Here is a 20,219-nt window from a genome sequence, read left to right as displayed (position 1 = left end):
CAGCCAAGGCTCGGCTAACAGCTGGGGGCTTCGCCACCCTTGCTGAGTGATTCCAGGGACGTCACGGCGTCGTCCAGCTTGTCGACCTTGACCAGGCGCAGGTCCTTGGGGGCGTGCTGCTTGGCCTCGTCGCAGTTGCCGGCCGGCACCAGGAACACGGTGGCGCCGTCCTCGCGGGCGGCGACCATCTTGAACCCGATGCCGCCGATGCGGCCGACCTCGCCCTTGTCGTTGATCTCGCCGGTGCCCGCGACGGACTGGCCGCCGTTCAGCTCGCCGGGGGTCAGCTTGTCGACGATCGACAACGCGAACAGCAGACCCGCGGACGGGCCGCCGACGTCCGTCAGGCTGATCTTGATCTCGAACGGCACGTCCGCGCGGTCCAGCGGCAGCACGCCGAGGAAGCCGGTCTCGCGGCCCTCGGTCCGGCCGAGCGTGACGGTCGCGGTCTTGCGCTCGGAATCGCGCTCGAAGGTCAACGCGATCTGGTCGCCCGGCTTGGTGCTCTCCAGCGACGAGCGCACGTCGTCGGCGCTGCCGATCTGCTTGCCGTTGACCTCCAGCAGCCGGTCGTTCGGCTTGAGCACGTCGTCCGCCGCGGTGTCGTTGGTGATCTCGGCGGCGACGACCTTCATCGGGTAGTCGAGGTAGCGCAGCGCGGCGACCTCGGCGCTGGTCTGCGAGTCCTGGAACGCCTTCACGTTCTGGTCGCGGACCTGCTGCTCGGACTCGCCGGGCCGGAAGAACTCCTCGCGCGGCGCCAGCGCGTACCGGCCGCTGACCCACAGGCCGAGCGCGCCGAACAGCGACACGTCGTCGGTGAGGGACACGGTCGTCATGGTGAGCCGACCACCGGTCGGGAACGTCTGCTGCCCGTCGACCGACACCACGTCACCGCCGTTGACCTGGCCCAACGTGTCGTAGGTCGGTCCGGGGCCGAGCGCCACGTAAGGCACCCGGGCGAACCCGCCGAGAAGGCCGAGCGCCAGCACGACCAGGAGGCTGACCACGAGGGTCCACGTCCGCCGGGTCAGGCCACGCCGGGGCGCGTGCGGTGGTGTTGGTGCCTGGTCCACGACGGTGTCGGTGCCTTCGGTCACGCACGACAGGGTACGACCCCGGCGTTCCGCTACCGGCGAACCGGTCCCGCACGCCTGTGTTCGGATTGTCGGCTCCTCCTCCGGGCGGCGTCCCGCGTACCGTGGAGGTATGAGTGACCAGCCCTTCGGGTTCGGCCCGCAGGACCCCGACGACCGCAACCGCAAACCAGGAGACCAAGGGGACAACCCCTTCGACTTCAACCAGCTCGGCGCGATGCTGAGCCAGCTCGGTGCGATGTTCAGCAATGCGGGCACGTCGTCCGGGCCGGTCAACTACGACCTCGCGAAGCAGATCGCGCTCCAGCAGCTCGCCGGCAAGGGCGGCCCGACCACCGGGTTCGGCCCGGACCAGAACAGCGCGGTGGTCGACGCCGTGCACCTGGCGGAGATGTGGCTCGACCCGGTGACGGCGCTGCCCGCGGGCGCGCGCACGGCCCAGGGCTGGAGCGCGCGCGACTGGGTGGAGCGCACGCTGCCGACGTGGCAGCGGCTGTGCGACCCGGTGGCGCAGCGCGTGTCCGGCGCGTGGGTCGAGGCGATGCCGGCCGAGGCCAAGGAAGCCGCCGGCCCGCTGCTGTCGATGCTCGGGCAGATGGGCGGCATGGCGTTCGGCTCCCAGCTGGGCGGCGCGCTGGCGCAGCTCGGCGCCGAGGTGCTGACGTCGACCGACGTGGGGTTGCCGCTGGGGCCCGAGGGCACGGCGGCGCTGCTGCCCGAGAACATCGAGAAGTTCACCGAGGGCCTGGAGCGGCCGGCCAGCGAGGTGCTGGTGTTCCTGGCCGCCCGTGAGGCGGCGCACCAGCGGCTGTTCAGCCACGTGCCGTGGCTGCGGCAGCGGCTGCTGGACACGGTCGAGGAGTTCGCCCGCGGCATCACGGTCGACACGTCCGCGCTGGAGGAGCTGGCCGGTCAGATCGACCCGGCGAACCCGGCGAGCATCGAAGAGGCGATGAAGTCGGGGATGCTCGAACCCCAGACCACGCCCGAGCAGAAGGCCGCGCTGACCAAGCTGGAGACGTTGCTGGCCCTGGTCGAGGGCTGGGTGGACGTGGTCGTGAACGAGGCGGTCGGCGAGCGGCTGCCCGGCGCCGAGGCGCTGCGCGAGACGTTGCGCAGGCGGCGGGCGTCCGGTGGTCCGGCCGAGCAGACGTTCGCCACGCTGGTCGGGTTGGAGCTGCGTCCGCGCCGGCACCGGTCGGCTGCGGCGCTGTGGAAGCTGCTCGGCGACCAGCACGGGATGGAGCAGCGCGACAGCGTCTGGGACCACCCCGACCTCGTGCCCACGGCCGAGGACCTGGACGACCCGATGGAGTTCGCCGAGCGGTTCGGCAAGACGCGCAAGGCGCTGGAGGACCCGATGGCGGAGCTGGAACGCACCCTCCGCGAGAAGTCCGACGACCAGCCCGACAAGCCCGCGGACTCCGACAAGCCCTCAGCCTCGGACTCTGACGAGGACAAGGGCAAGGACGCCTAAACCCGCGAGTCCTACGTTCAGAACACGCGAGTCCTACGTTCAGGACCCCTGAGTTCAACGCTCAGAACGCGCGGGCCGTCCGGTCCGGCACCGCGCGGTGCCCTCACCGCGCGGTGTGCTGGTCGTGCCCGCTAGTCCTCCTCGATGATGCCCAGGCCCGCCGCGGCCGAGATGCCCTCCAGGTACCCGATGGCCCGCTCGGCCTTCGGGTACCGCTGCACGAGCAGCCAGAAGTCCTTGCCGTGGCCGGGCACCTCGAGGTGCGCCAACTCGTGCACCAGCACGTAGTCGAGCACCCAGGCGGGCACGTCACGCAGGCGTTCGCTGATCCGGATGGTGCCCTCACTGGGCGTGCACGACGCCCACCTCGTGCGCATCGGCGGCACCCACCGCACGCTGCTCGGCTGCACGCCGTTCAGGTACCGGTCCGCAAGCTCCTCGCACCTGGCCAGCAACGCCGCGTCGGACGTGCGCGTGGGCGAACGCCTGCGGGTCTCGCTGCGCTGGAGGCGGCTCAGCATCTCCGCCACCCAGTGCTTCTCCTCGCTCTTGCTCATACGAGCCGGCAGCAGGACGACGACCGTGTCCCCCTCGCGGTACGCGCTCACCATGCGACGGCGCCGGGCGCTGCGCCGCACCTCCACCTGCGGTTCGGGCATGGCGTTCACGGTAAGGCCAGAGACCGACAATTCGCGGCGGCCAAGCGGCGGTGTGTGGAGGGACGGACGAGCAGGTTCCACCGAAAGGCGGCTGGACACGCTGGACGCGGCGTGCAGCGGACCGGGGTTTGCGGAGGTAGCGTGCAGCGCAACCCCCGAGTGTGGCGCAGATCGCGCCGCACTCTCGAAACAAGGGAGGAAGCCGTGGCCGAGACCTACAACGGCTACTGCGTCAAGTGCCGTGAGAAGCGGGACTTCACGGGCGAGGTGCACGAGAGCAACAACCGCAGGATGGCCAAGGGCAAGTGCCCGGTCTGCGGAACCACGGTGACCCGGATCCTCGGCAAGGCGAAGGTCTGACCCCGACGGGTGGCCGGGCGGCAGATGCCCGGCCTCCCGTCAAGGCCCTCCGCTTCTCCTGTGGACAACCCGTAAGCCTGTGGACAGGCGTTTTGCCAGATCGGCGGCTGTGGGCAGGCTGCCGGTGTGGATCTCCCCAACCGCCCCAGGGTTCTCCCCGGCCTGCCGCTGCTGCGCCGCCGGGACGATGTCGTGCAGATCGGCACCGACCCCCGGCACGCCATGCTGGTCGAGGACGTGCCCGAGCCCATGTCCTCCGTGCTGCTCGGCCTCACCGGCCAGCACACCCTTTCCGACCTGCGAAAACGCCTCGACCGTCACGGTGACCAGGCAGCCGAGTTCACCGGCGTCCTGCACGGTCTGGCGCGCGCCGGGCTGGTCGAGGAATCGGTGCCCGCGCCGCACGCCCGGCTGACCGCCGAGGTGACGGGCTGGGCGCTGCGCACCCGTCGTTCGGCGGTCCGGCTGCCCGCCGCCCGTGCCGCCAGATCCGTCGTCGTGCACGGCGAGGGGCGTCTCGCGGTGACCGTCGCGGCGCTCCTGGCGGCCTCCGGCGTGGCACACGTTCGGGTGATAGCGCGGGGACGCGTCGGGCCTGAGGACACTGGATCGGGTTACGTCGAGTCGGACGTCGGCCGGTTGCGCGCAGACGCCGCCCGGGACGCGGTCCAACGCGCGTGCGGCTCCGTGCGGCCGGTGGGTCGCGGCACGGATCTGGTGGTGTTGGCCGACGCGTTGGTGCCCGCCCCGGAGTTGCTGCACGAGCTCGCGTCGGACGGCACCACGCACTTGGCTGTTCGGGTCCGCGAAGGGTTGGGCGTGGTGGGGCCGCTGGTGGTGCCGGGCCGCAGCAGCTGCCTGAGGTGCGCGGACCGGCACCAGGCCGACCTCGACCCGGCGTGGCCGCTGATAGCCGCCCAACTAGTGGACCGCCCGCAGCACGCCGATCTGGCCACCGTCACGGCCACCGCGGGCGTCGCGGTCGGGCAGGCGTTGCTGGCACTGGACCGTTCGGAGGAGGCTCCGACCAGGCCTCCGACCTGGGACGCGACCCTGGAGGTCGACGCGTTCACCGGTTTGGTCGAGCACCGGTTGGCCCCTGTGCACCCGCGCTGCGAGTGCCGTTCCGCGCTGTGATCCACCCTCAGGGAGGCCTGTGTAGGTTTTGTGGGGGTGGCGCGCGTTACAGCCACCACGCGAACGGGCGGGGAGGAGAATCACCGGGTGAGCGAGATCCCACGGAGTGCAGCGCATCGCACCGCCAAGCTGGCCAGCCTTCCCCTCGGGGTGGCGGGCCGCGTGGTGGGCGGCTGGGGGAAGCGCCTTGCAGGACGCAGTTCCGAGGAGGTCAGCGCCGAGATGTCGGCGAAGACCGCGGAACAGGTGTTCGCGGTGCTGGGGCAGCTCAAGGGCGGCGCGATGAAGTTCGGCCAGGCCCTGAGCGTGTTCGAGGCCGCGGTGCCGGACGAGCTCGCCGGTCCGTACCGCGACGCGCTGACCAAGCTCCAGACGTCGGCGCCGCCGATGCCGGCCCGCACCGTGCACCGCGTGCTGACCGAGCAGTTGGGCACGGCGTGGGCGAAGCGGTTCTCGTCGTTCGACGACACGCCCGCCGCGTCCGCGAGCATCGGGCAGGTGCACCGGGCGGTGTGGCACGACGGCCGCGAAGTCGCGGTGAAGGTGCAGTACCCCGGTGCCGACCAGGCGTTGCAGGCCGACCTGAAGCAGCTGCTGCGGTTCAGCCGGGTCTTTCAGATGATGGCGCCGGGTGTCGAGGTCAAGCCGCTCCTGGAGGAGCTGCGCGACCGTTACCTGGAGGAGTTGGACTACCGGATCGAGGCGGACAACCAGCGGGTCTTCGCCAAGGCGTTCGATGGTGACGACCGCGTGCTGGTGCCGCGGGTGGTGGCCAGCTCGCCGAAGGTGATGGTCACCGAGTGGATCGACGGCACGCTGCTGTCGAAGATCATCCGTGATGGCGACCGGGACGAACGCGACCTGGCCGGGCAGTTGTTGGCGGAGTTCCACTTCTCCGCGCCGAGCAGGGCCGGTTTGCTGCACGCCGACCCGCACCCGGGCAACTTCATGCTCGGCTCGGACGGACGGCTGCGAGTGATCGACTTCGGCGCGGTCGCGCGGCTGCCCCAGGGGTTGCCCAAGACGCTCGGCGTGATCACCAAGGTGGCGCTGGAGGGTCGGCCGGAGGACTTGGTGGAGCTGTTCCGGGCAGAGCGGTTCATCCGTCCGGGGACGGAGATGCAGCCCGACGAACTGATCAACTACCTGGGGCCGTTCGTGGAGCCCTTGCGGACGGAGTCGTTCCACTTCACCCGCAAGTGGTTGCAGCGCGAGGCTGAGCGCGTCAGCGATTTCCAGAACCCGGAATCGCAGGCCGGAAGGTGGTTGAACCTGCCTCCCGAGTACCTACTTATCCACAGGGTCACGCTCGGCGCGACGGGCATCCTCTGCCAGCTCGACGCGAACGTGCAGGCCAAGGCCATCGTCGCCAAGTGGCAGCCCGGTTTCGCCGACTGAGTTGTCCACAGCTCGCCGACTTATCCACAGATCACCCACAGCCCATGGCCCGATCCCCGGAACCCCCGGAAGATCGATCCCATGGACCAAGTGATCAAGACCAAAGACCTGATGGCCACCGGCGTGCCGGGCTACGTCATCGACCTCAAGTGCCGCCCCGGCGGGCCGTGGCAGCGCATCCTACCGGGGGTGCTGCTGCTCGGCGCCGGCCCGCCGACCAGGGCGCAGCGCGTGCGCGCGGCCCTGGTCTACGCGGGTCCGGGCACCGTCGTCACCGGCGTCGACGCCCTACACGCCCACGGCCTCCGGCCTCTGCCGCCGCCGCGCAGGATCCACCTGCTGCAACCGGCCGCCAGCCGCCGCTCCTGCGCGGACCACGTGCTGCTGGAACGCACCACCAGACCACCCGCGGTAGTAGTCCGCGACGGCCTGCCGCTAGCCGAGCCGAACCGCGCCGTGGTCGACGCCGCCCGGCACGAGCCGGACGCGCTGCGCCAACACCACATGCTCGCCACAGCGGTCCGGTCGGGCCTGTGCACAGTCGCCGACCTCACCGCCGAGCTGAACGCAGGCAGCCGGCGAGGCTCAGCCACCCCAAGATCGGCCCTACGCCTGCTATCCGCCCTACTCCGCTGACCACCAGCCACCCACCCGACCACCCTCACCAGGCAGAAACCCCGGCCAAACAAACCCACCACCCAATTCCCCAGACCCAAGCCCCAGACCCAAGCCCCAGACCCAAGCCGCCACCGCACCCAGTCCGCCACCACACCGAGCCCAGGACCGTGCCGAGTCCGCCCCGCACCCAATCCGGCAGCGCAGCCAGCCCGCCACCACACCGGATCCGGAACACACCCGATCCGCACCGAGCGCAGTCCGCCACCACACCCGGCGGCCACCGCGCGCCCAGTCCGCCACTCCAGCCCGCACTGGTCACCCTGCCCGGCAGCCACAGCGCCGGCAGCCACAGTGCCGGTAGTCAGCGGGAGGGGGTTGTCAGAGGGGGGTCGTACGAGGTCTGTAGGTCGGTTGTCAGTGGGATCAGTGGGACCAGTAGTCGCTGGGCAGCTTGCCCTCGATGTCCCGGACGTGTGTCCGCGCGCACTGGGAGCACAACCACTGGTCTACTCCGCGTTCCCGCTCACGCACCCATGCCAACAGCTCCGCCGGATCAGTCACCGAAGACCGCATCCGACCACACCGGGCACAGGTGTCGGTCACTGCTTGCGGCCGAGGTACACGGTGTTGGCGAGCAGCATGAACACGTCGTCGCGCAGCCCGAGGAAGGCGGGGTCCTGCGGGTCGAGCAGTTGCCGAACCGTGCGGCGGTCGGCGGGGTGCATCAGGTCGCCGGCGGCCTCCCCGTACCACTTCAGGTGGTCAACGGCCCAGTCGCGCACGGCCTGCTTGGCCGGTGCGGGGTGGTCGATGAGGTAGCTGAACGCCGTCACGTCCACGAGACCGGCATCGGCGAGCGCGACGTTCCAGCCGCCGTGCATGCGAACGGCGTCGGTGATGTTCTCCCGCATCCGCACGAACCACTGGGCCCGGGCCGTCAGCAGCCGATCCTGCAAGCCAGGCTCACCGACCCCCAGGTCGAACGGGAGGAACTTGCCCGACAACCCGCCTTCGGCGAGCGCCAACCACCCACCTGGCGCGACCGCCTCGACCAACCCGGACACCGCGGCACGCTGATCAGGGAGGTGATGCACGACGTTCGACGCCCACACCAACTGCGCGGCCCCGGCGATCTCGGCCGGCCGTTCGGTGGCCAGGTCGGCGAGGACCGGCCGGATGCGAACCGTCGCCCTCGTCGTGTCGGTCTCGTAGCTGGCGGCCGACCGCGCCGAACCGGTCGCGGCGTCCAGCATCTCGGGCACCGCGTCGACCAGCACCACCGTGCCACCGCCACGAGCGGACAGGGCTTCGACCAGTGCGACGCTCATCCCGCCCGTGCCGCAACCGACGTCGAGCACGGTCGGGTTGTCGGGGAGGGTGCGGACGAGTCTGCGCGCGACCACGCGGTGGGCCTCGGCGTCCAGCTCGTCGGCCCGTCGCCGTGCGTTCAGCTGGGACGACCAGTCGATTCCGTCATGGGTGCGGGCATGGTTGTGAGAGTGAACGGCCACAAGTCGCACCGTACCCAGAACGGGCGAAACCCTCCCACCGAAAATCGCACCGCCCACCACGCGATGGCACGCCGGGTCGCACGGCAGCGGCCCGCCATCCCCGCATCGGGCGGGGAGGACGGGCCGCGGCGTGCATCAGATCGCGTGAGCCTTCAGAGCGGCCCTGCGCTGGGCCCATCCGGCCAGCCGACGCCACCTGCGGGCGACGACGAGCCGGTGGGCCAGTCGATGCTGTTGCGCGAATATCTCCGCGTCATGCATTCGGGATCTGGCAAGATTTTCTTCGAGCAGCATGGGGTTCCCCTTGGGGTTGACTTCGGTGAACATCGCTTCGTCTGTGGTGGATCGGTACGTGGTCACGCGGCGGCCTCCTGGTCGTTAGCCCCCCGGACAACGGTCGCGGCGGGCGCCGCGGGCACAACGGGTGCTGCATCCTTGCGGGGGCGTCCACGGGGACGCTTGCGCGCGATCACGGCTCCGCGCTCGAAGATCTCGCCGCCCCAGACCCCCCAGGGCTCGTGGCGGGCGATCGCGCCGGCCAGGCACTCGGCGATCACGGGGCAGTTGGCGCAGAACTTCTTCGCCTCCTCCAGCTCCGCCGGAGCGTCGGCGAACCACAGGTCAGGGTTGTTGGTACGGCAAGGAAGTTCCAAGCCGGCGTCGGGCGCGGTGTCGATCAAGGAAGCGACTCCGGCTCCGACGAACTCCGACTCGGTGGACAACGTCCCGTTTATGGGGACGGTCGCGGTCAACATCAGTGGACTCCTGTCAGGTCTTGCATGGGGTTTGGTAGTGCGATTGCGTGCGAAAAACGGGTTTGAACAGCACAAAGGCCGCGGATCCGGTTACGGGTCCGCGGCCTTTGTGAGCTTCGTGGCCTGACTACAAGGTGGTCAGGTACTTCGCTCTCGCGCGGACGGCGCAACGTTCTGAGTCGGGACATAGGTCGACGCGTGCGGCGTCGGCACCTGAATCAGTTCAACTCGCTCGACGCCCCAACCGAGGGCGTGGCGATCGCGGGCAGACTTCTCCCCCGCGACACGAGCAGCGCCGGACGCCAGAGCCACCCCGGACTTCAGGTAACCGGGCGTCTTGAAGCACATGAGGCTGCTGTTCACGTCCGGTCACCTCCTCGGGTGTCTCGTGGTCGACTGCAAGCTCTTGAATCCCCAGCGGGCGCATCGCACCCGGCCTGAGCAGGTTATGACTCGGCGCACGGCGGGTGCAACCGGTTTTTCCAAATACCTGTCGATTGAGTGAAAAATCTGCGTTTGCCCTGCACAGAGGGCTAGGACGCGAACACTCGTCCGGACCAGTCGGCCCGCCGGCGGGACAGGCCGGTCACCGCACGTCGCCAAGCCCGCCGATCAACGCCGCCCCGTCGACGCCCGCCGATCAACGCCACCCCTCAACGCTGGCCGATCAGCGCCCGCCCGTCAACGCCCGCCCGCAAACGCCGACCCACCAACCGCCCGTCAACGCCCGCCCGTCAACGCCCGCCCGCGAACGCCGACCCACCAACCGGCCGTCAACGCCCGCCGCGCACGAGGGCCAGGACGTCGTCACCGAAGCGGTCGAGTTTGGCGGCGCCGATGCCGGAGATCGACACCAGGCCGGCGACGTCCTCGGGCCGTTGCTCGGCGATCGCCACCAAGGTCGCGTCGGTGAACACGACGTACGCCGGCACCTTCAGCTCACGCGCCCGGTCCGCCCGCCACGACCGCAGCTTGGCCAACAGCTCCTCGTCCACGTCCGACGGGCACGAAGCGCACCGGCTGAGCTTGATCGCCCGCGCGTCCACCAACGCCGACCCGCACACCCGGCACTGCGGCTTGGGCCGCTTCTGCAACGGCTCACGCTTGGCCGTCCGCGACGCCGGGTGGTCCTCCGGCACCAACCCGTAGAGGAACCGGCTGCGCCGCCGATAACGACGTCCGCCCGCAGCGCGCGCCAACGCCCACGACATCCACAGGTGCACACGGGCGCGCGTCACGCCCACGTACAGCAACCGGCGCTCTTCCTCGATCGCCGCGTCGTCACCGTCCGCGTGCTGGATCGGCAACGTGCCGTCGACCAACCCGACCAGGAACACCGCGTCCCACTCCAGCCCCTTCGCCGCGTGCAGGGACGCGAGCGTCACGCCCTCCACCGTCGGCGGGTGCTGGGCCTCCGCACGCAGGTCGAGTTCGGCGACGAACTTCGGCAGGTCCGCCCCGTCCACCGTGGTGACCAGTTCCTCGGCCAGTTCGACCAGCGCGAGCAGGGACTCCCACTTCTCCCGCGCCGACCCGCCGGTGGGTGGCTCGTCGGTCAGGCCGATCCCCGCCAGCACCTCGCGCACCACCTTCGGCAGCTCGCCGGTCGGCTCGTGCGCCACCGCCGACCGCAGCGCGGCCATCGCCTGCCGCACCTCGGCCCGCTGGAAGAACCGCTCGCCGCCGCGCACCTGGTACGGCACGCCGACCTCGGCCAACGCCTGCTCGAAGACCTCCGACTGGGCGTTGACCCGGTAGAGCACGGCGATCTCGCTCGCCGACACGCCCTCGTCCAGCAACGCCTTCACCCGCTGCGCGACCGCCGCTGCCTCCAGCGGCTCGTCGTCGAACTCGGTGAACGTCGGCCGCGGACCGTCCGGGCGCTGCCCGATCAGCTTCAACCTCGACCCGGCCGGACGTCCGCGCGCCCACTTGATCACTTCGTTGGCCAGGCCAACGACCTGCGGCGTGGACCGGTAGTCCCGCTCCAGCCGCACCACGACGGCCTCGGGGAACCGGCGCGGGAAGTCGAGCAGCGGACGCGGTGAGGCGCCCGCGAACGAGTAGATGGTCTGGTTCGCGTCGCCGACCACGGTCAGGTCGTCGCGCGCGCCCAGCCACGCGTCCAGCACGCGCTGCTGCAACGGCGTGACGTCCTGGTACTCGTCCACCACGAAGCACCGGTACCGGTCGCGGAACTCCTCGGCGACCTCGCCGTGCTCCTCCAACGCCGCCGCCGTGTGCAGGAGCAGGTCGTCGAAGTCGAGCAGCTGCGCCTGGTTCTTCAGCTCTTCATACGTCCGGTAGACCTGCACGACCTGCTCGGCGGGCGCGGGCGTGTCACGGCTCGTGCGGCCCGCCTCGGCCGGGTAGTCCTCGGGAGAGACCAGCGAAGCCTTGGCCCACTCGATCTCGCCCGCCAGGTCGCGCAGCGAATCCGACTCGGTGGACAGGCCCGCCCGGTTGGCTGCCTGCGCGACCAGCCTCAACTTGTTCCGGTCGATCAGCTGCCACTGCTCGCCGCCGACCACGCGCGGCCAGAAGTAGCGGAGCTGGCGCAGCGCGGCGGCGTGGAACGTGCGGGCCTGCGCGCCGTGCACGCCGAGCGCCCGCAACCGGGTCCGCATCTCACCCGCGGCACGTGCGGTGAACGTGACGGCGAGGACTTGACCAGCGGAAACATGCCCACGTTGGACGAGGTAGGCGATCCGGTGGGTGATCGTCCGGGTCTTGCCGGTGCCGGCGCCCGCGAGCACGCACACCGGGCCGCGCGGGGCCTCCACGGCGGCACGCTGTTCCGGGTCCAGTCCCTCCAGCAGCCGGTCCATGCGCTGCATCCTCGCAGAGCACAGCGAGTCCTCCCGTGATGGGGCGACGCGCCGCGCCGTATCCTGGTGGGCATGGCTGGTAAGCAGGACAAGGCGGCTGCCAAGGCGGCCTCCAAGGAAGCGGCGAAGGCCCGGCGCGCGGCATCGAAGGCGAAGCGCGGCCAGATCTTCGAGGCGTTCAAGATGCAGCGCCGCGAGGACAAGGCGCTCGTGCCGTTGATGCTGGCGTGCCTGCTCGGCGCGACGGCCGCGGCGTTCCTGATCGGCCTCATCTGGGACATGCACTGGGTGCTGCTGCCGATGGGCATCGCGGTGGGCGCGCTGCTCGCGGTCATCGTGTTCGGCCGTCGGGTGCAGCGCACCGTGTACGCGAAGGCGGACGGGCAGCCGGGCGCGGCGGCGTGGGCGCTGGACAACCTGCGCGGCAAGTGGCGGGTCACCCAGGCCGTGGCGGGCACGACGAGCGGTGACATGGTGCACCGGGTGCTCGGCCGGCCGGGCGTGGTGCTGGTCGCCGAGGGCGCGCCGCACCGGGTCAAGGGCCTGCTCGCGCAGGAGAAGAAGCGGGTGGCGCGGGTGATCGGCGAGACGCCGATCTACGACCTCGTCGTCGGCACGGAGGAAGGCCAGGTCCCGCTGCGCAAGCTCCAGGGCCACCTGATGAAGCTGCCGCGCAACATCTCGACCGCCCAGGTCGACACGATCGACAACCGGCTCGCCGCGCTGGCCAGCCGTGGCGCGGCACTGCCCAAGGGCCCGATGCCCCAGGGCGCCAAGATGCGGAACGTGCAGCGGGCCATGCGCCGCCGCTGACCCCGCACGTCGTCCACTCCGGCACCGTGAACCGCGCACCGCGGCACGGTGCCGGAGTCGTTTCAGCGGTTCGCCCGCGTGGCGGAACGGTCAGCGAACGCGAACTCAGCGGACGCGGATGACGACCGTGCCCGCGGCCTTGTCGTGCAGACCCCGGCCGTCGGCGTCCCACACCACCGCCGGGACGATGGGGAAGATCAGCACCGTCCGCAGGATCGCGCGGGGCACGCCGACCATGCCCGCGCCGTCCAGCCGGGCGACCCGCAGCCCGAACAGCGCGTGACCAGGGGTGAAGCCGAAGAAGCCGACCGCGACCACGGTGATCGTGAACCAGGTCAGCAGGCTCCAGTTCTGCGGCAGCTCGGGCATCGTGAACAGGCCCGCGACACCCGCCGAGAGCAGGAAGTCGACCAGGATGGCGAACGCCCGCCGCCCGCTGGACGCGACCGAGCCGGGTCCCGACTGCGGCAGGCCGAGGCGTTCACCTCGCCACCGCTGCCCGGTACCGTCACCGGAGTCGGCGCCGGGCTCCAGCGCCGAGCGAGATCCAGACAGCCACGAACCGGTCCACTTGCTCACCCCACCAGAGTAAGGGCCGTGCTCAGCGGGTGAGGAGCGGCAGCCGGGTTGCCCGACCCGGGCACCCCGTTAACACTGGCGAAACACGTGGGTGATGGCTGGGCAACAACACGGTCTTAGTTTCGCCACGATGGCCGGCCGCACACCGCAGCGGCGTACAACCACGCCCCCACCGCAGCAGAGGAGTCGACGAGGGTGTTCAAGAATCCCGACGAGGTCCTGAAGTTCATTTCAGACGAGGGCGTAAAGTTCGTCGACGTCCGCTTCAGCGACCTGCCCGGCGTGATGCAGCACTTCACGCTCCCCGCCTCCGCGTTCGACGCCGACGCCATCGCCGAGGGCCTCGCGTTCGACGGCTCGTCGGTCCGCGGCTTCCAGTCGATCCACGAGTCGGACATGCTGCTGCTGCCCGACCTGTACACCGCGCGTCTCGACCCGTTCCGGATCGAGAAGACGCTGATCGTCAACTTCTTCGTGCACGACCCGTTCACGCGTGAGGCCTACAGCCGCGACCCGCGCAACATCGCGCGCAAGGCCGAGCAGTACATCACCGAGTCGGGCATCGCGGACACCGCGTACTTCGGCGCCGAGGCCGAGTTCTACATCTTCGACTCGATCCGCTTCGACACCACCGCGAACGCGTCCTTCCACGAGATCGACTCGATCTCCGGCGCCTGGAACACCGGCCGTGAGGAAGAGGGCGGCAACCGCGGCTACAAGGTCAAGTACAAGGGCGGCTACTTCCCCGTCTCGCCGACCGACCACTACGCGGACCTGCGCGACAAGATGGTCCTGAACATGCAGGCCCAGGGCTTCTCGGTCGAGCGCGCGCACCACGAGGTGGGCACCGCGGGCCAGTCCGAGATCAACTACAAGTTCAACACGCTGCTGCACGCCGCGGACGACTTGATGCTGTTCAAGTACATCATCAAGAACACCGCGTGGCAGGCCGGCAAGTCGGTGACGTTCATGCCGAAGCCGCTGTTCGGCGACAACGGCTCGGGCATGCACACGCACCAGTCGCTGTGGAAGGACGGCCAGCCGCTGTTCCACGACGAGTCCGGTTACGCGGGCCTGTCGGACATGGCGCGGCACTACATCGGCGGCATCCTGCACCACGCGCCGTCGCTGCTGGCGTTCACCAACCCGACGGTGAACTCGTACCACCGCCTGGTGCCGGGTTACGAGGCCCCGGTCTCGCTGGTCTACTCCCAGCGCAACCGGTCGGCTTGCGTGCGCATCCCGATCACCGGCAACAACCCGAAGGCCAAGCGGATCGAGTTCCGCTGCCCCGACTCGTCGGGCAACCCGTACCTCGCCTTCTCGGCGATGGTGATGGCGGGCCTCGACGGCGTGAAGAACAAGATCGAGCCGGCCGCTCCGATCGACAAGGACCTCTACGAGCTGCCGCCCGAGGAGGCCCGCGACGTCAAGCAGGTGCCGGCCAGCCTCGACGCGGTGCTGGACAACCTCGAAGCGGACCACGAGTTCCTGCTGGAGGGCGGCGTCTTCACGCCGGACGTCATCGACACCTGGATCTCGTACAAGCGCGAGCAGGAGATCGACCCCCTGCGCCTGCGCCCGAACCCGTACGAGTTCGCTCTGTACTACGACGTGTGATCCGTAGCGTCTGATCGACCACAGGCCGAGGGCCGGGTGACCACACAGTCGCCCGGCCCTCGGCCTGTGTCATCCCTCAACGGGAATCAGGTCCTGGTCAGCCTGCGCACCACGGCCAGGCCGTCCGGCGAGGTGGGGGGACTCGGGGTCTCGGGCCAGGCGGGCGACCAGGCGCAGGACGTCCGGCAGCAGGCGGATCGCCAACGCCGGCGCGTTGCCGCGCGGCCGGATCAGGAACAGGCCCGGGAGCAGTGCCGCCCAGAGGCCCAGCAGACCCAGGGCGACACCGACGAGGACGTCCACCTACTTCGGGATCGGGACACCGGACACGGTCACCGCGCCACCGGTGGGCGCCAGCTGACCGATGATCCCCGCGAACGTCAGCGAGAACGTCGTGCCGGACGCGCTCGCCTTCTGGTCGAACACCACGAAACCGTTGATCGCCGAGTTCTTCCCGATCGACGCCGGCCACCGGCTGGTCGACGGGGACGCCGCGTAGTTGCGCTCCGCGTCGTCCACCGCCGAGATCGACGCCACCGGCAGGTCCATCTTCGAGGTGCTGGCGTTGATCGCGGTGACGAAGACCTTCAGCCGGCCGCCCTCGTTCTCGACCTTGGTCACCTCGACGGTCAGCAGGCCGCGCGCCTGCTTCCACGACCCGCCGGCGACCTTGGTCTCCGCGCTGGGCGGCGCCCCCGCGTCCGAAGTGTCCGAAGCATCAGAAGACGACGGGGCCGACCCCACCGCGCCGTCCAAGCCGACGGAGTCGTCCGAGGACGAGGTCGGGGACGACAACGTCGTCGGGACCGTCGAAGAAGTTTCGCGCAGGGTGACGCTCAACGCGCCGACACCGATCGTGCCTGCGGTCACCGCCTGGATCACACCGAGCAGCACGAGCACGCCGAGCACGACCATGCCGATCTTCAGGAACGCGCTGCTCTTCTTGCGGTGGGTCTGGTTCTCGTCGTCCATGACGTCCTTCGTCCGGGCGCACGCGTGCGAACGGGAATCTCCCCCATTAGTGCGGACAGTCTCGACATAGGGAACACCAATAGTCAATGCGTAGAGGCCCTGGATCGACCCTCCGTAGCCCCCCGTGGACACCGCGTCAGCCCCCGCGAGCCCTCCGTGGACACCGCGTCGACGCCAGGGCTGCCCGTCCCCCGGTCGTGGACGCCGGTTAGGGTCACGCCGTGTCTGATGACGTCGTGAACTCCGCCCAGGTGCTGTCCACCAACATCTTCGACTCGGCCTCCGAGGCGATCGAGGCGATCGCCGCCGCCGACGTGCTCGGACTCGGCGTCCGGGTGTCGAACCGCCTCGTCCAGGACGAGGAATCCGACGACACCCTCGTCGAGGAGTGGATCGTCGAACTGCTCACCTCGGTCCCGACCGTCGACGAGGAGTAAGACCCCCGAGGGGCCCTCGTCCTCGACGGGGGCCCTTCACTACACCGTCAGCACGACTTTGCCGCGCACGTGCTTGCCTTCCAGCAGCCGGTGCGCCTCCGCGGCCAGCGCCAGCGGGAACGTCTGCTGCACCTCGACCTTCAACGCCCCCGAGCCCGCCTGCCCGGCCAGCCAGTCCAGGTCCGCGGCCACCGGCTTGGCATACGCGTAACGCCCGCCCAGCTCCAGCACGTTCGTGTCCACAATGGACACGATCCGGGCGGGATCGCGCACCAGCGCGGGCGAGTCGTTGAGCGCCGCACCGCCGATGCAGTCGAACGCCACGTCGACCAGCCCGTCGCCGCCGAGCAGCTCGGCCACGTTGTCCACCAACGCGTCCCCGTAGGCCACCGGATCCGCGCCGAGCGACCTGAGGAACGCGTGGTTGCGCGGTGACGCGGTGCCGATGACCCGCGAAGCGCCCAGGATCCGCGCCACCTGCACGGCGAGGTGCCCGACACCACCGGCGGCGGCGTGCACGAGGACCGTGTCGCCCTCGGACACCCCGACCTTCCGCAACGCCTGCAACGCCGTCAGCCCGGTCAACGCGAGCCCGCCCGCCTCCTCGAACGACAGCGACGCCGGTTTGTGCGCCAACCCGCGTTCGGTGGCCGCGACCAGCTCCGCGTACGTCCCGTGCTGCACGTGGTCCTTGCGCTGGTAGCCGAACACCTCGTCGCCGACCGCGAACCCGTCCACCGCGGGCCCGACGGCACGCACCACGCCGGCCATGTCCCAGCCCGGGATCAACGGGAAGTGGTGCGGCATCGAACCCGCCACGTACCCCATCCGCACCAGCCGGTCCACGGGGTTCACCCCGGCCGCCCGCACCTCGACCAACACCTGGTCAAGGGCGATCGGCGGGTCCGGCAGCTCCCGCAGCACGAGGACGTCGGCATCTCCGAATTGGTTCTGCGCGATCGCTTTCACGAACTCCAGTGTTCAGGAACCGTAGAAGATGCGCTCGATCACGGCCCGCGCGCGCCTGGCCGTGCGCCGGTAGGAGTCCACGAACTCGCCCGGATCGGTGTCGTGCCCCATCGCGGACGCCACCGCCGCCAGGTCACGCCCCGCCGTCGGCAGCTGGTCACCGGCCTTGCCCCGGACCAGCACCACCGCGTTCCGCGCCTTCGTCGCCATCACCCACGCCTCCATCAGCGCGGACGCGTCCTCCGGCGACATCAGCCCCGCGTCGGTCGCCGCACGCAGCCCGCGCACGGTCGACGGCGTCCGCAGGCCCGGCACCTCGAACGCGTGCTGCAACTGCAACAGCTGCACCGTCCACTCGACGTCCGCCAGTCCGCCGCGCCCCAGCTTGGTGTGCGTCGACGGATCGGCGCCCCGCGGCAGCCGCTCGGCCTCCACACGCGCCTTGATGCGCCGGATCTCCCGCACCGCCGCCGCGTCCAGCCCTTTCGAGGGATACCGCACGGGGTCGATCATCTCGATGAACCGCGCGCCCAGCTCCGCGTCACCCGCGATGAACCGCGCCCGCAGCAACGCCTGCGCCTCCCACAGCTCGGCCCACTGCGCGTAGTACGCCCGGTACGACTCCAGCGTGCGCACCAGCGGCCCCTGCCTGCCCTCCGGCCGCAGGTCGGTGTCCACCTGCAACGGCGGGTCCTGGCTGGGCGCGCTGAGCAGCCGCCGCACCTCCTCCACCACGGACGACGCGTACCGAGCGGCGTCCGAATCCGTCACGCCTTCAGCGGGCTCGCAGACGAACAGCACGTCGGCGTCCGAGCCGTACCCCAGCTCACGCCCGCCGAGCCGGCCCATGCCGATGACCGCGATCGACGCCGACCGCTCGCCGGACGACCGCACCACCGCGTCCAACGCCGCCTGCAACACCGCGATCCACACCTCGGACAGCGACACGCACACCGTCCGCAGCGGCACGAGCCCGAGCAGGTCCGCCGACGCCACCCGCAGCAGCTCCTGACGGCGCAACGACCGGGCGGCGGTGACCGCGCGGCCCAGGTCGGTGTACCGGGACACGGCGCTGCGCAGCGGGTTGCCGATGGCCATCGGGTCGCCGCCGATCAACGCCTCGGTGTCGGCCAGCAGCCGCAGCACCTCCGGCGCCCGCACCAGCAGGTCCGGCACGAGCTTCGACGTGCCCAGCAACGCGGCCAGCCGGTCGACCACCGTGCCCTCGTCCCGCAGCAGCCGCAGGTACCAGGGCGTCTCGGCCAGCGCCTCGGACACCTTCCGGTACGCCAGCAGCCCGCGGTCCGGGTCCGGTGTGGTGGCGAACAGGTCCAGCAGCACCGGCAGCAGCGCCGTCTGGATCCGCGCCCGCCGGGAAACACCCCTGGTCAACGCCTCGATGTGGGTCAACGCGCCGTCAGAGGCGGCGTAACCCAACGCGGCCAGGCGGGCCGCGGCCTGGGACGTGGTCAACCGCAGGGCCTCCGTCGGCACGTTCGCGACGGCCTGCAACAGCGGCCGGTAGAACAGCTTCTCGTGCAGCCGGCGCACCTGGTTCGCGCGCTTGCGGAACTCGGCGAGCAGCACCTGGCTCTCCGACAGCCCACCCTCGGCCTGCAAACCCGCGGCGCGCGCCAACCACCGCAGCGCGCCGGCGTCGTCGTCCGCCGGGAACAGGTGCGTGCGCAGCATCCGCTGCAACTGCAACCGGTGCTCCAACGTGCGGAGGAACCGGTAGGCGCGGCCGAAGTCGACGGCGTCCGTGCGGCCCACGTACCCGCCACGCCCCAACGCGGCCAACGCCTGCGTGGTCGTGGTGATCCGCAGCTCCTCGTCACCGCGACCGTGGACGAGCTGGAGCAACTGCACGGCGAACTCGACGTCCCGCAGCCCGCCGCGCCCGAGCTTCAGCTCCCGGTCGGCCAGGCCCACCGGCACGTGGTCCTCGACGACGCGGCGCATGGACTGCACGTCGGGCACGAAGTTCTCTCGTTCAGCGGCCGTCCACACGAGCGGACGCACCACGTCCATGTACCGCCGCCCCAGCTCCTCGTCACCGGCGACCGGCCGGGCCTTGAGCAGCGCCTGGAACTCCCACGTGCGCGCCCACCGCTGGTAGTAGGTGGCGTGGCCGTCCAGCGTGCGGACCAGCGCGCCCGCCTTGCCCTCCGGCCGCAGCGCCGCGTCCACCTCGAAGCACGCCTGGCCCGCGACCTGCATGACCGTGCTGGCCAGCCGGGTCCCCACCGCGATGTCGCCCTCGCCGACGAACACCACGTCCACGTCGCTGACGTAGTTCAGCTCCCGCGCGCCGCACTTGCCCATCGCGATCACCGCGAGCCGGCACTCGTCGGCCCGCGGCACCTGCCGTTCGGCGACGTCCAGCGCGGCCCGCAACGCCGCCACCGCGAGGTCCGACAGCAGACCGGCGACCTCGTCATAGCTCACGTACAACTGGTCCGGCTCGACCACGTGCGCCAGGTCCGCGGCGGCGATCCGGCACAGCAGCGCCCGGTACTCCAGCCGCAACGCGCGCACGGCGTCCGCGCCGGTCAGCCCTTCGACCGCGGCGACGAGCGCGGGCGCGAACGACTCCTCGTCCACCGGGTCGTCGATGGCCAGGTCGTGCCAGCGATCCGGGTTGGCGATCAGGAAGTCCGACAACGCGGTGGAAGCGCCGAGCACCGCCAACAGCCGCCCGCGCAACGCTTCGCCGTCCCGCAACGCCTGGTCCAGCTCGGGCCACCCGTCGCCGAGCGCCACGCGCAGCCGGTCCACCCCGAGCAACGCCAGGTCCGGGTCGGGGCTGCGGGACAACGCCACCAGGATCGGCTCGTTGCCCTCGCTCGGCCTTCGCCCTTCCCACCACCCGGCGGCACGCAGATGATCACCGCTGCGCGCCTCGGTCAGGCCGAACCGAGCGGGGGACGTCGGCAGTCGAGCTGGATCGGTCATCGACGAACACGGTAGTCCGCCGGAACCCGTGAGT

Annotated in this window: 21 protein-coding genes; 8 read left to right on the top strand and 13 right to left on the bottom strand. The window is 70.6% G+C overall.

Translation table 11 applies throughout. The features are described from left to right. Positions 1-14: 14 nt before the first annotated feature. On the bottom strand, positions 15-1,100 hold the full coding sequence (locus F4560_RS37960) for a YlbL family protein (protein ID WP_312869715.1): 1,086 nt from the start codon (positions 1,098-1,100) through the stop codon (positions 15-17). Positions 1,101-1,209: 109 nt separating this feature from the next. Here F4560_RS37960 and F4560_RS37955 point away from each other — a divergent pair, with 109 nt between their 5' ends. Next, entirely contained in the window at positions 1,210-2,574 is a 1,365-nt protein-coding gene (locus F4560_RS37955) for a zinc-dependent metalloprotease (protein ID WP_184927883.1), read from the top strand. 131 nt (positions 2,575-2,705) lie between these two features. On the opposite strand, the gene F4560_RS37950 is transcribed toward F4560_RS37955, so the two are convergent. Beyond that, entirely contained in the window at positions 2,706-3,233 is a 528-nt protein-coding gene (locus F4560_RS37950; RefSeq protein WP_184927882.1) for a M48 metallopeptidase family protein, read from the bottom strand. Positions 3,234-3,437: 204 nt separating this feature from the next. Between F4560_RS37950 and F4560_RS37945 the strand changes: the two genes are divergently transcribed. The 4 genes from F4560_RS37945 to F4560_RS37930 all read left to right on the top strand — a co-directional run bounded on the left by F4560_RS37945 (position 3,438) and on the right by F4560_RS37930 (position 6,764). Next, positions 3,438-3,593: a DUF5679 domain-containing protein gene (locus F4560_RS37945; RefSeq protein WP_015098458.1), complete on the top strand. Its 156-nt coding sequence runs from the start codon at positions 3,438-3,440 to the stop codon at positions 3,591-3,593. Between the two features lie 126 nt (positions 3,594-3,719). Then, positions 3,720-4,730: a ThiF family adenylyltransferase gene (locus tag F4560_RS37940; protein ID WP_184927881.1), complete on the top strand. Its 1,011-nt coding sequence runs from the start codon at positions 3,720-3,722 to the stop codon at positions 4,728-4,730. 87 nt (positions 4,731-4,817) lie between these two features. Continuing rightward, positions 4,818-6,128 carry an ABC1 kinase family protein gene (locus F4560_RS37935; RefSeq protein WP_184927880.1) on the top strand — a complete coding sequence of 437 codons (1,311 nt, stop codon included), beginning with the start codon at positions 4,818-4,820 and terminating at the stop codon, positions 6,126-6,128. A gap of 81 nt (positions 6,129-6,209) precedes the next feature. Beyond that, a complete protein-coding gene (locus F4560_RS37930) occupies positions 6,210-6,764 on the top strand; it encodes a hypothetical protein (RefSeq protein ID WP_184927879.1) in 555 nt (184 codons plus the stop codon). Positions 6,765-7,169: 405 nt separating this feature from the next. On the opposite strand, the gene F4560_RS37925 is transcribed toward F4560_RS37930, so the two are convergent. From F4560_RS37925 to F4560_RS37900, 6 genes are all read right to left on the bottom strand, one after another. Beyond that, positions 7,170-7,307 (bottom strand): hypothetical protein, encoded by a 138-nt coding sequence (locus tag F4560_RS37925; RefSeq protein ID WP_184929756.1) that lies wholly within the window; start codon positions 7,305-7,307, stop codon positions 7,170-7,172. Between the two features lie 38 nt (positions 7,308-7,345). Further along, complete coding sequence (locus F4560_RS37920; protein ID WP_184927878.1) at positions 7,346-8,257, bottom strand: class I SAM-dependent methyltransferase; 912 nt, start codon at positions 8,255-8,257, stop codon at positions 7,346-7,348. A gap of 135 nt (positions 8,258-8,392) precedes the next feature. Beyond that, positions 8,393-8,617, bottom strand: coding sequence for a putative WhiB-interacting protein (locus F4560_RS37915; protein ID WP_184927877.1), 225 nt, complete (start codon positions 8,615-8,617; stop codon positions 8,393-8,395). Next, complete coding sequence (locus tag F4560_RS37910) at positions 8,614-9,012, bottom strand: WhiB family transcriptional regulator (protein WP_246477935.1); 399 nt, start codon at positions 9,010-9,012, stop codon at positions 8,614-8,616. The genes F4560_RS37915 and F4560_RS37910 overlap by 4 nt, the downstream gene beginning before the upstream one ends. A 138-nt stretch (positions 9,013-9,150) precedes the next feature. After that, positions 9,151-9,375, bottom strand: coding sequence for a hypothetical protein (locus tag F4560_RS37905; RefSeq protein ID WP_184927876.1), 225 nt, complete (start codon positions 9,373-9,375; stop codon positions 9,151-9,153). Between the two features lie 410 nt (positions 9,376-9,785). After that, positions 9,786-11,849, bottom strand: coding sequence for an ATP-dependent DNA helicase UvrD2 (locus F4560_RS37900; RefSeq protein WP_376775388.1), 2,064 nt, complete (start codon positions 11,847-11,849; stop codon positions 9,786-9,788). A gap of 63 nt (positions 11,850-11,912) precedes the next feature. Between F4560_RS37900 and F4560_RS37895 the strand changes: the two genes are divergently transcribed. Next, the gene (locus F4560_RS37895) at positions 11,913-12,653 is read left to right on the top strand and encodes a DUF4191 domain-containing protein (RefSeq protein WP_184927875.1); all 741 of its coding nucleotides are present in this window, start codon (positions 11,913-11,915) and stop codon (positions 12,651-12,653) included. Between the two features lie 105 nt (positions 12,654-12,758). On the opposite strand, the gene F4560_RS37890 is transcribed toward F4560_RS37895, so the two are convergent. Beyond that, positions 12,759-13,232, bottom strand: coding sequence for an RDD family protein (locus F4560_RS37890; protein ID WP_184927874.1), 474 nt, complete (start codon positions 13,230-13,232; stop codon positions 12,759-12,761). A 195-nt stretch (positions 13,233-13,427) separates the two neighbouring features. Here F4560_RS37890 and glnA point away from each other — a divergent pair, with 195 nt between their 5' ends. Then, positions 13,428-14,852, top strand: a complete 1,425-nt coding sequence (glnA, locus tag F4560_RS37885; RefSeq protein WP_184927873.1) for a type I glutamate--ammonia ligase — start codon at positions 13,428-13,430, stop codon at positions 14,850-14,852. 69 nt (positions 14,853-14,921) lie between these two features. On the opposite strand, the gene F4560_RS37880 is transcribed toward glnA, so the two are convergent. Both F4560_RS37880 and F4560_RS37875 read right to left on the bottom strand, forming a co-directional pair. Next, positions 14,922-15,155: a hypothetical protein gene (locus F4560_RS37880; RefSeq protein ID WP_184927872.1), complete on the bottom strand. Its 234-nt coding sequence runs from the start codon at positions 15,153-15,155 to the stop codon at positions 14,922-14,924. Continuing rightward, positions 15,156-15,824 (bottom strand): hypothetical protein, encoded by a 669-nt coding sequence (locus F4560_RS37875; RefSeq protein ID WP_184927871.1) that lies wholly within the window; start codon positions 15,822-15,824, stop codon positions 15,156-15,158. Positions 15,825-16,045: 221 nt separating this feature from the next. Here F4560_RS37875 and F4560_RS37870 point away from each other — a divergent pair, with 221 nt between their 5' ends. Continuing rightward, positions 16,046-16,261, top strand: coding sequence for a hypothetical protein (locus tag F4560_RS37870; protein WP_184927870.1), 216 nt, complete (start codon positions 16,046-16,048; stop codon positions 16,259-16,261). Positions 16,262-16,300: 39 nt separating this feature from the next. On the opposite strand, the gene F4560_RS37865 is transcribed toward F4560_RS37870, so the two are convergent. Together F4560_RS37865 and F4560_RS37860 are read right to left on the bottom strand one after the other, a co-directional pair. Then, the gene (locus F4560_RS37865) at positions 16,301-17,230 is read right to left on the bottom strand and encodes an NADP-dependent oxidoreductase (RefSeq protein WP_184927869.1); all 930 of its coding nucleotides are present in this window, start codon (positions 17,228-17,230) and stop codon (positions 16,301-16,303) included. A 12-nt stretch (positions 17,231-17,242) separates the two neighbouring features. Further along, positions 17,243-20,185: a bifunctional [glutamine synthetase] adenylyltransferase/[glutamine synthetase]-adenylyl-L-tyrosine phosphorylase gene (locus tag F4560_RS37860; protein ID WP_184927868.1), complete on the bottom strand. Its 2,943-nt coding sequence runs from the start codon at positions 20,183-20,185 to the stop codon at positions 17,243-17,245. Positions 20,186-20,219 lie beyond the last annotated feature (34 nt).

It is taken from the genome of Saccharothrix ecbatanensis (genome assembly GCF_014205015.1).
Lineage (GTDB): Bacteria > Actinomycetota > Actinomycetes > Mycobacteriales > Pseudonocardiaceae > Actinosynnema > Actinosynnema ecbatanense.
This window is presented reverse-complemented; position numbering and strand designations above follow the sequence as displayed.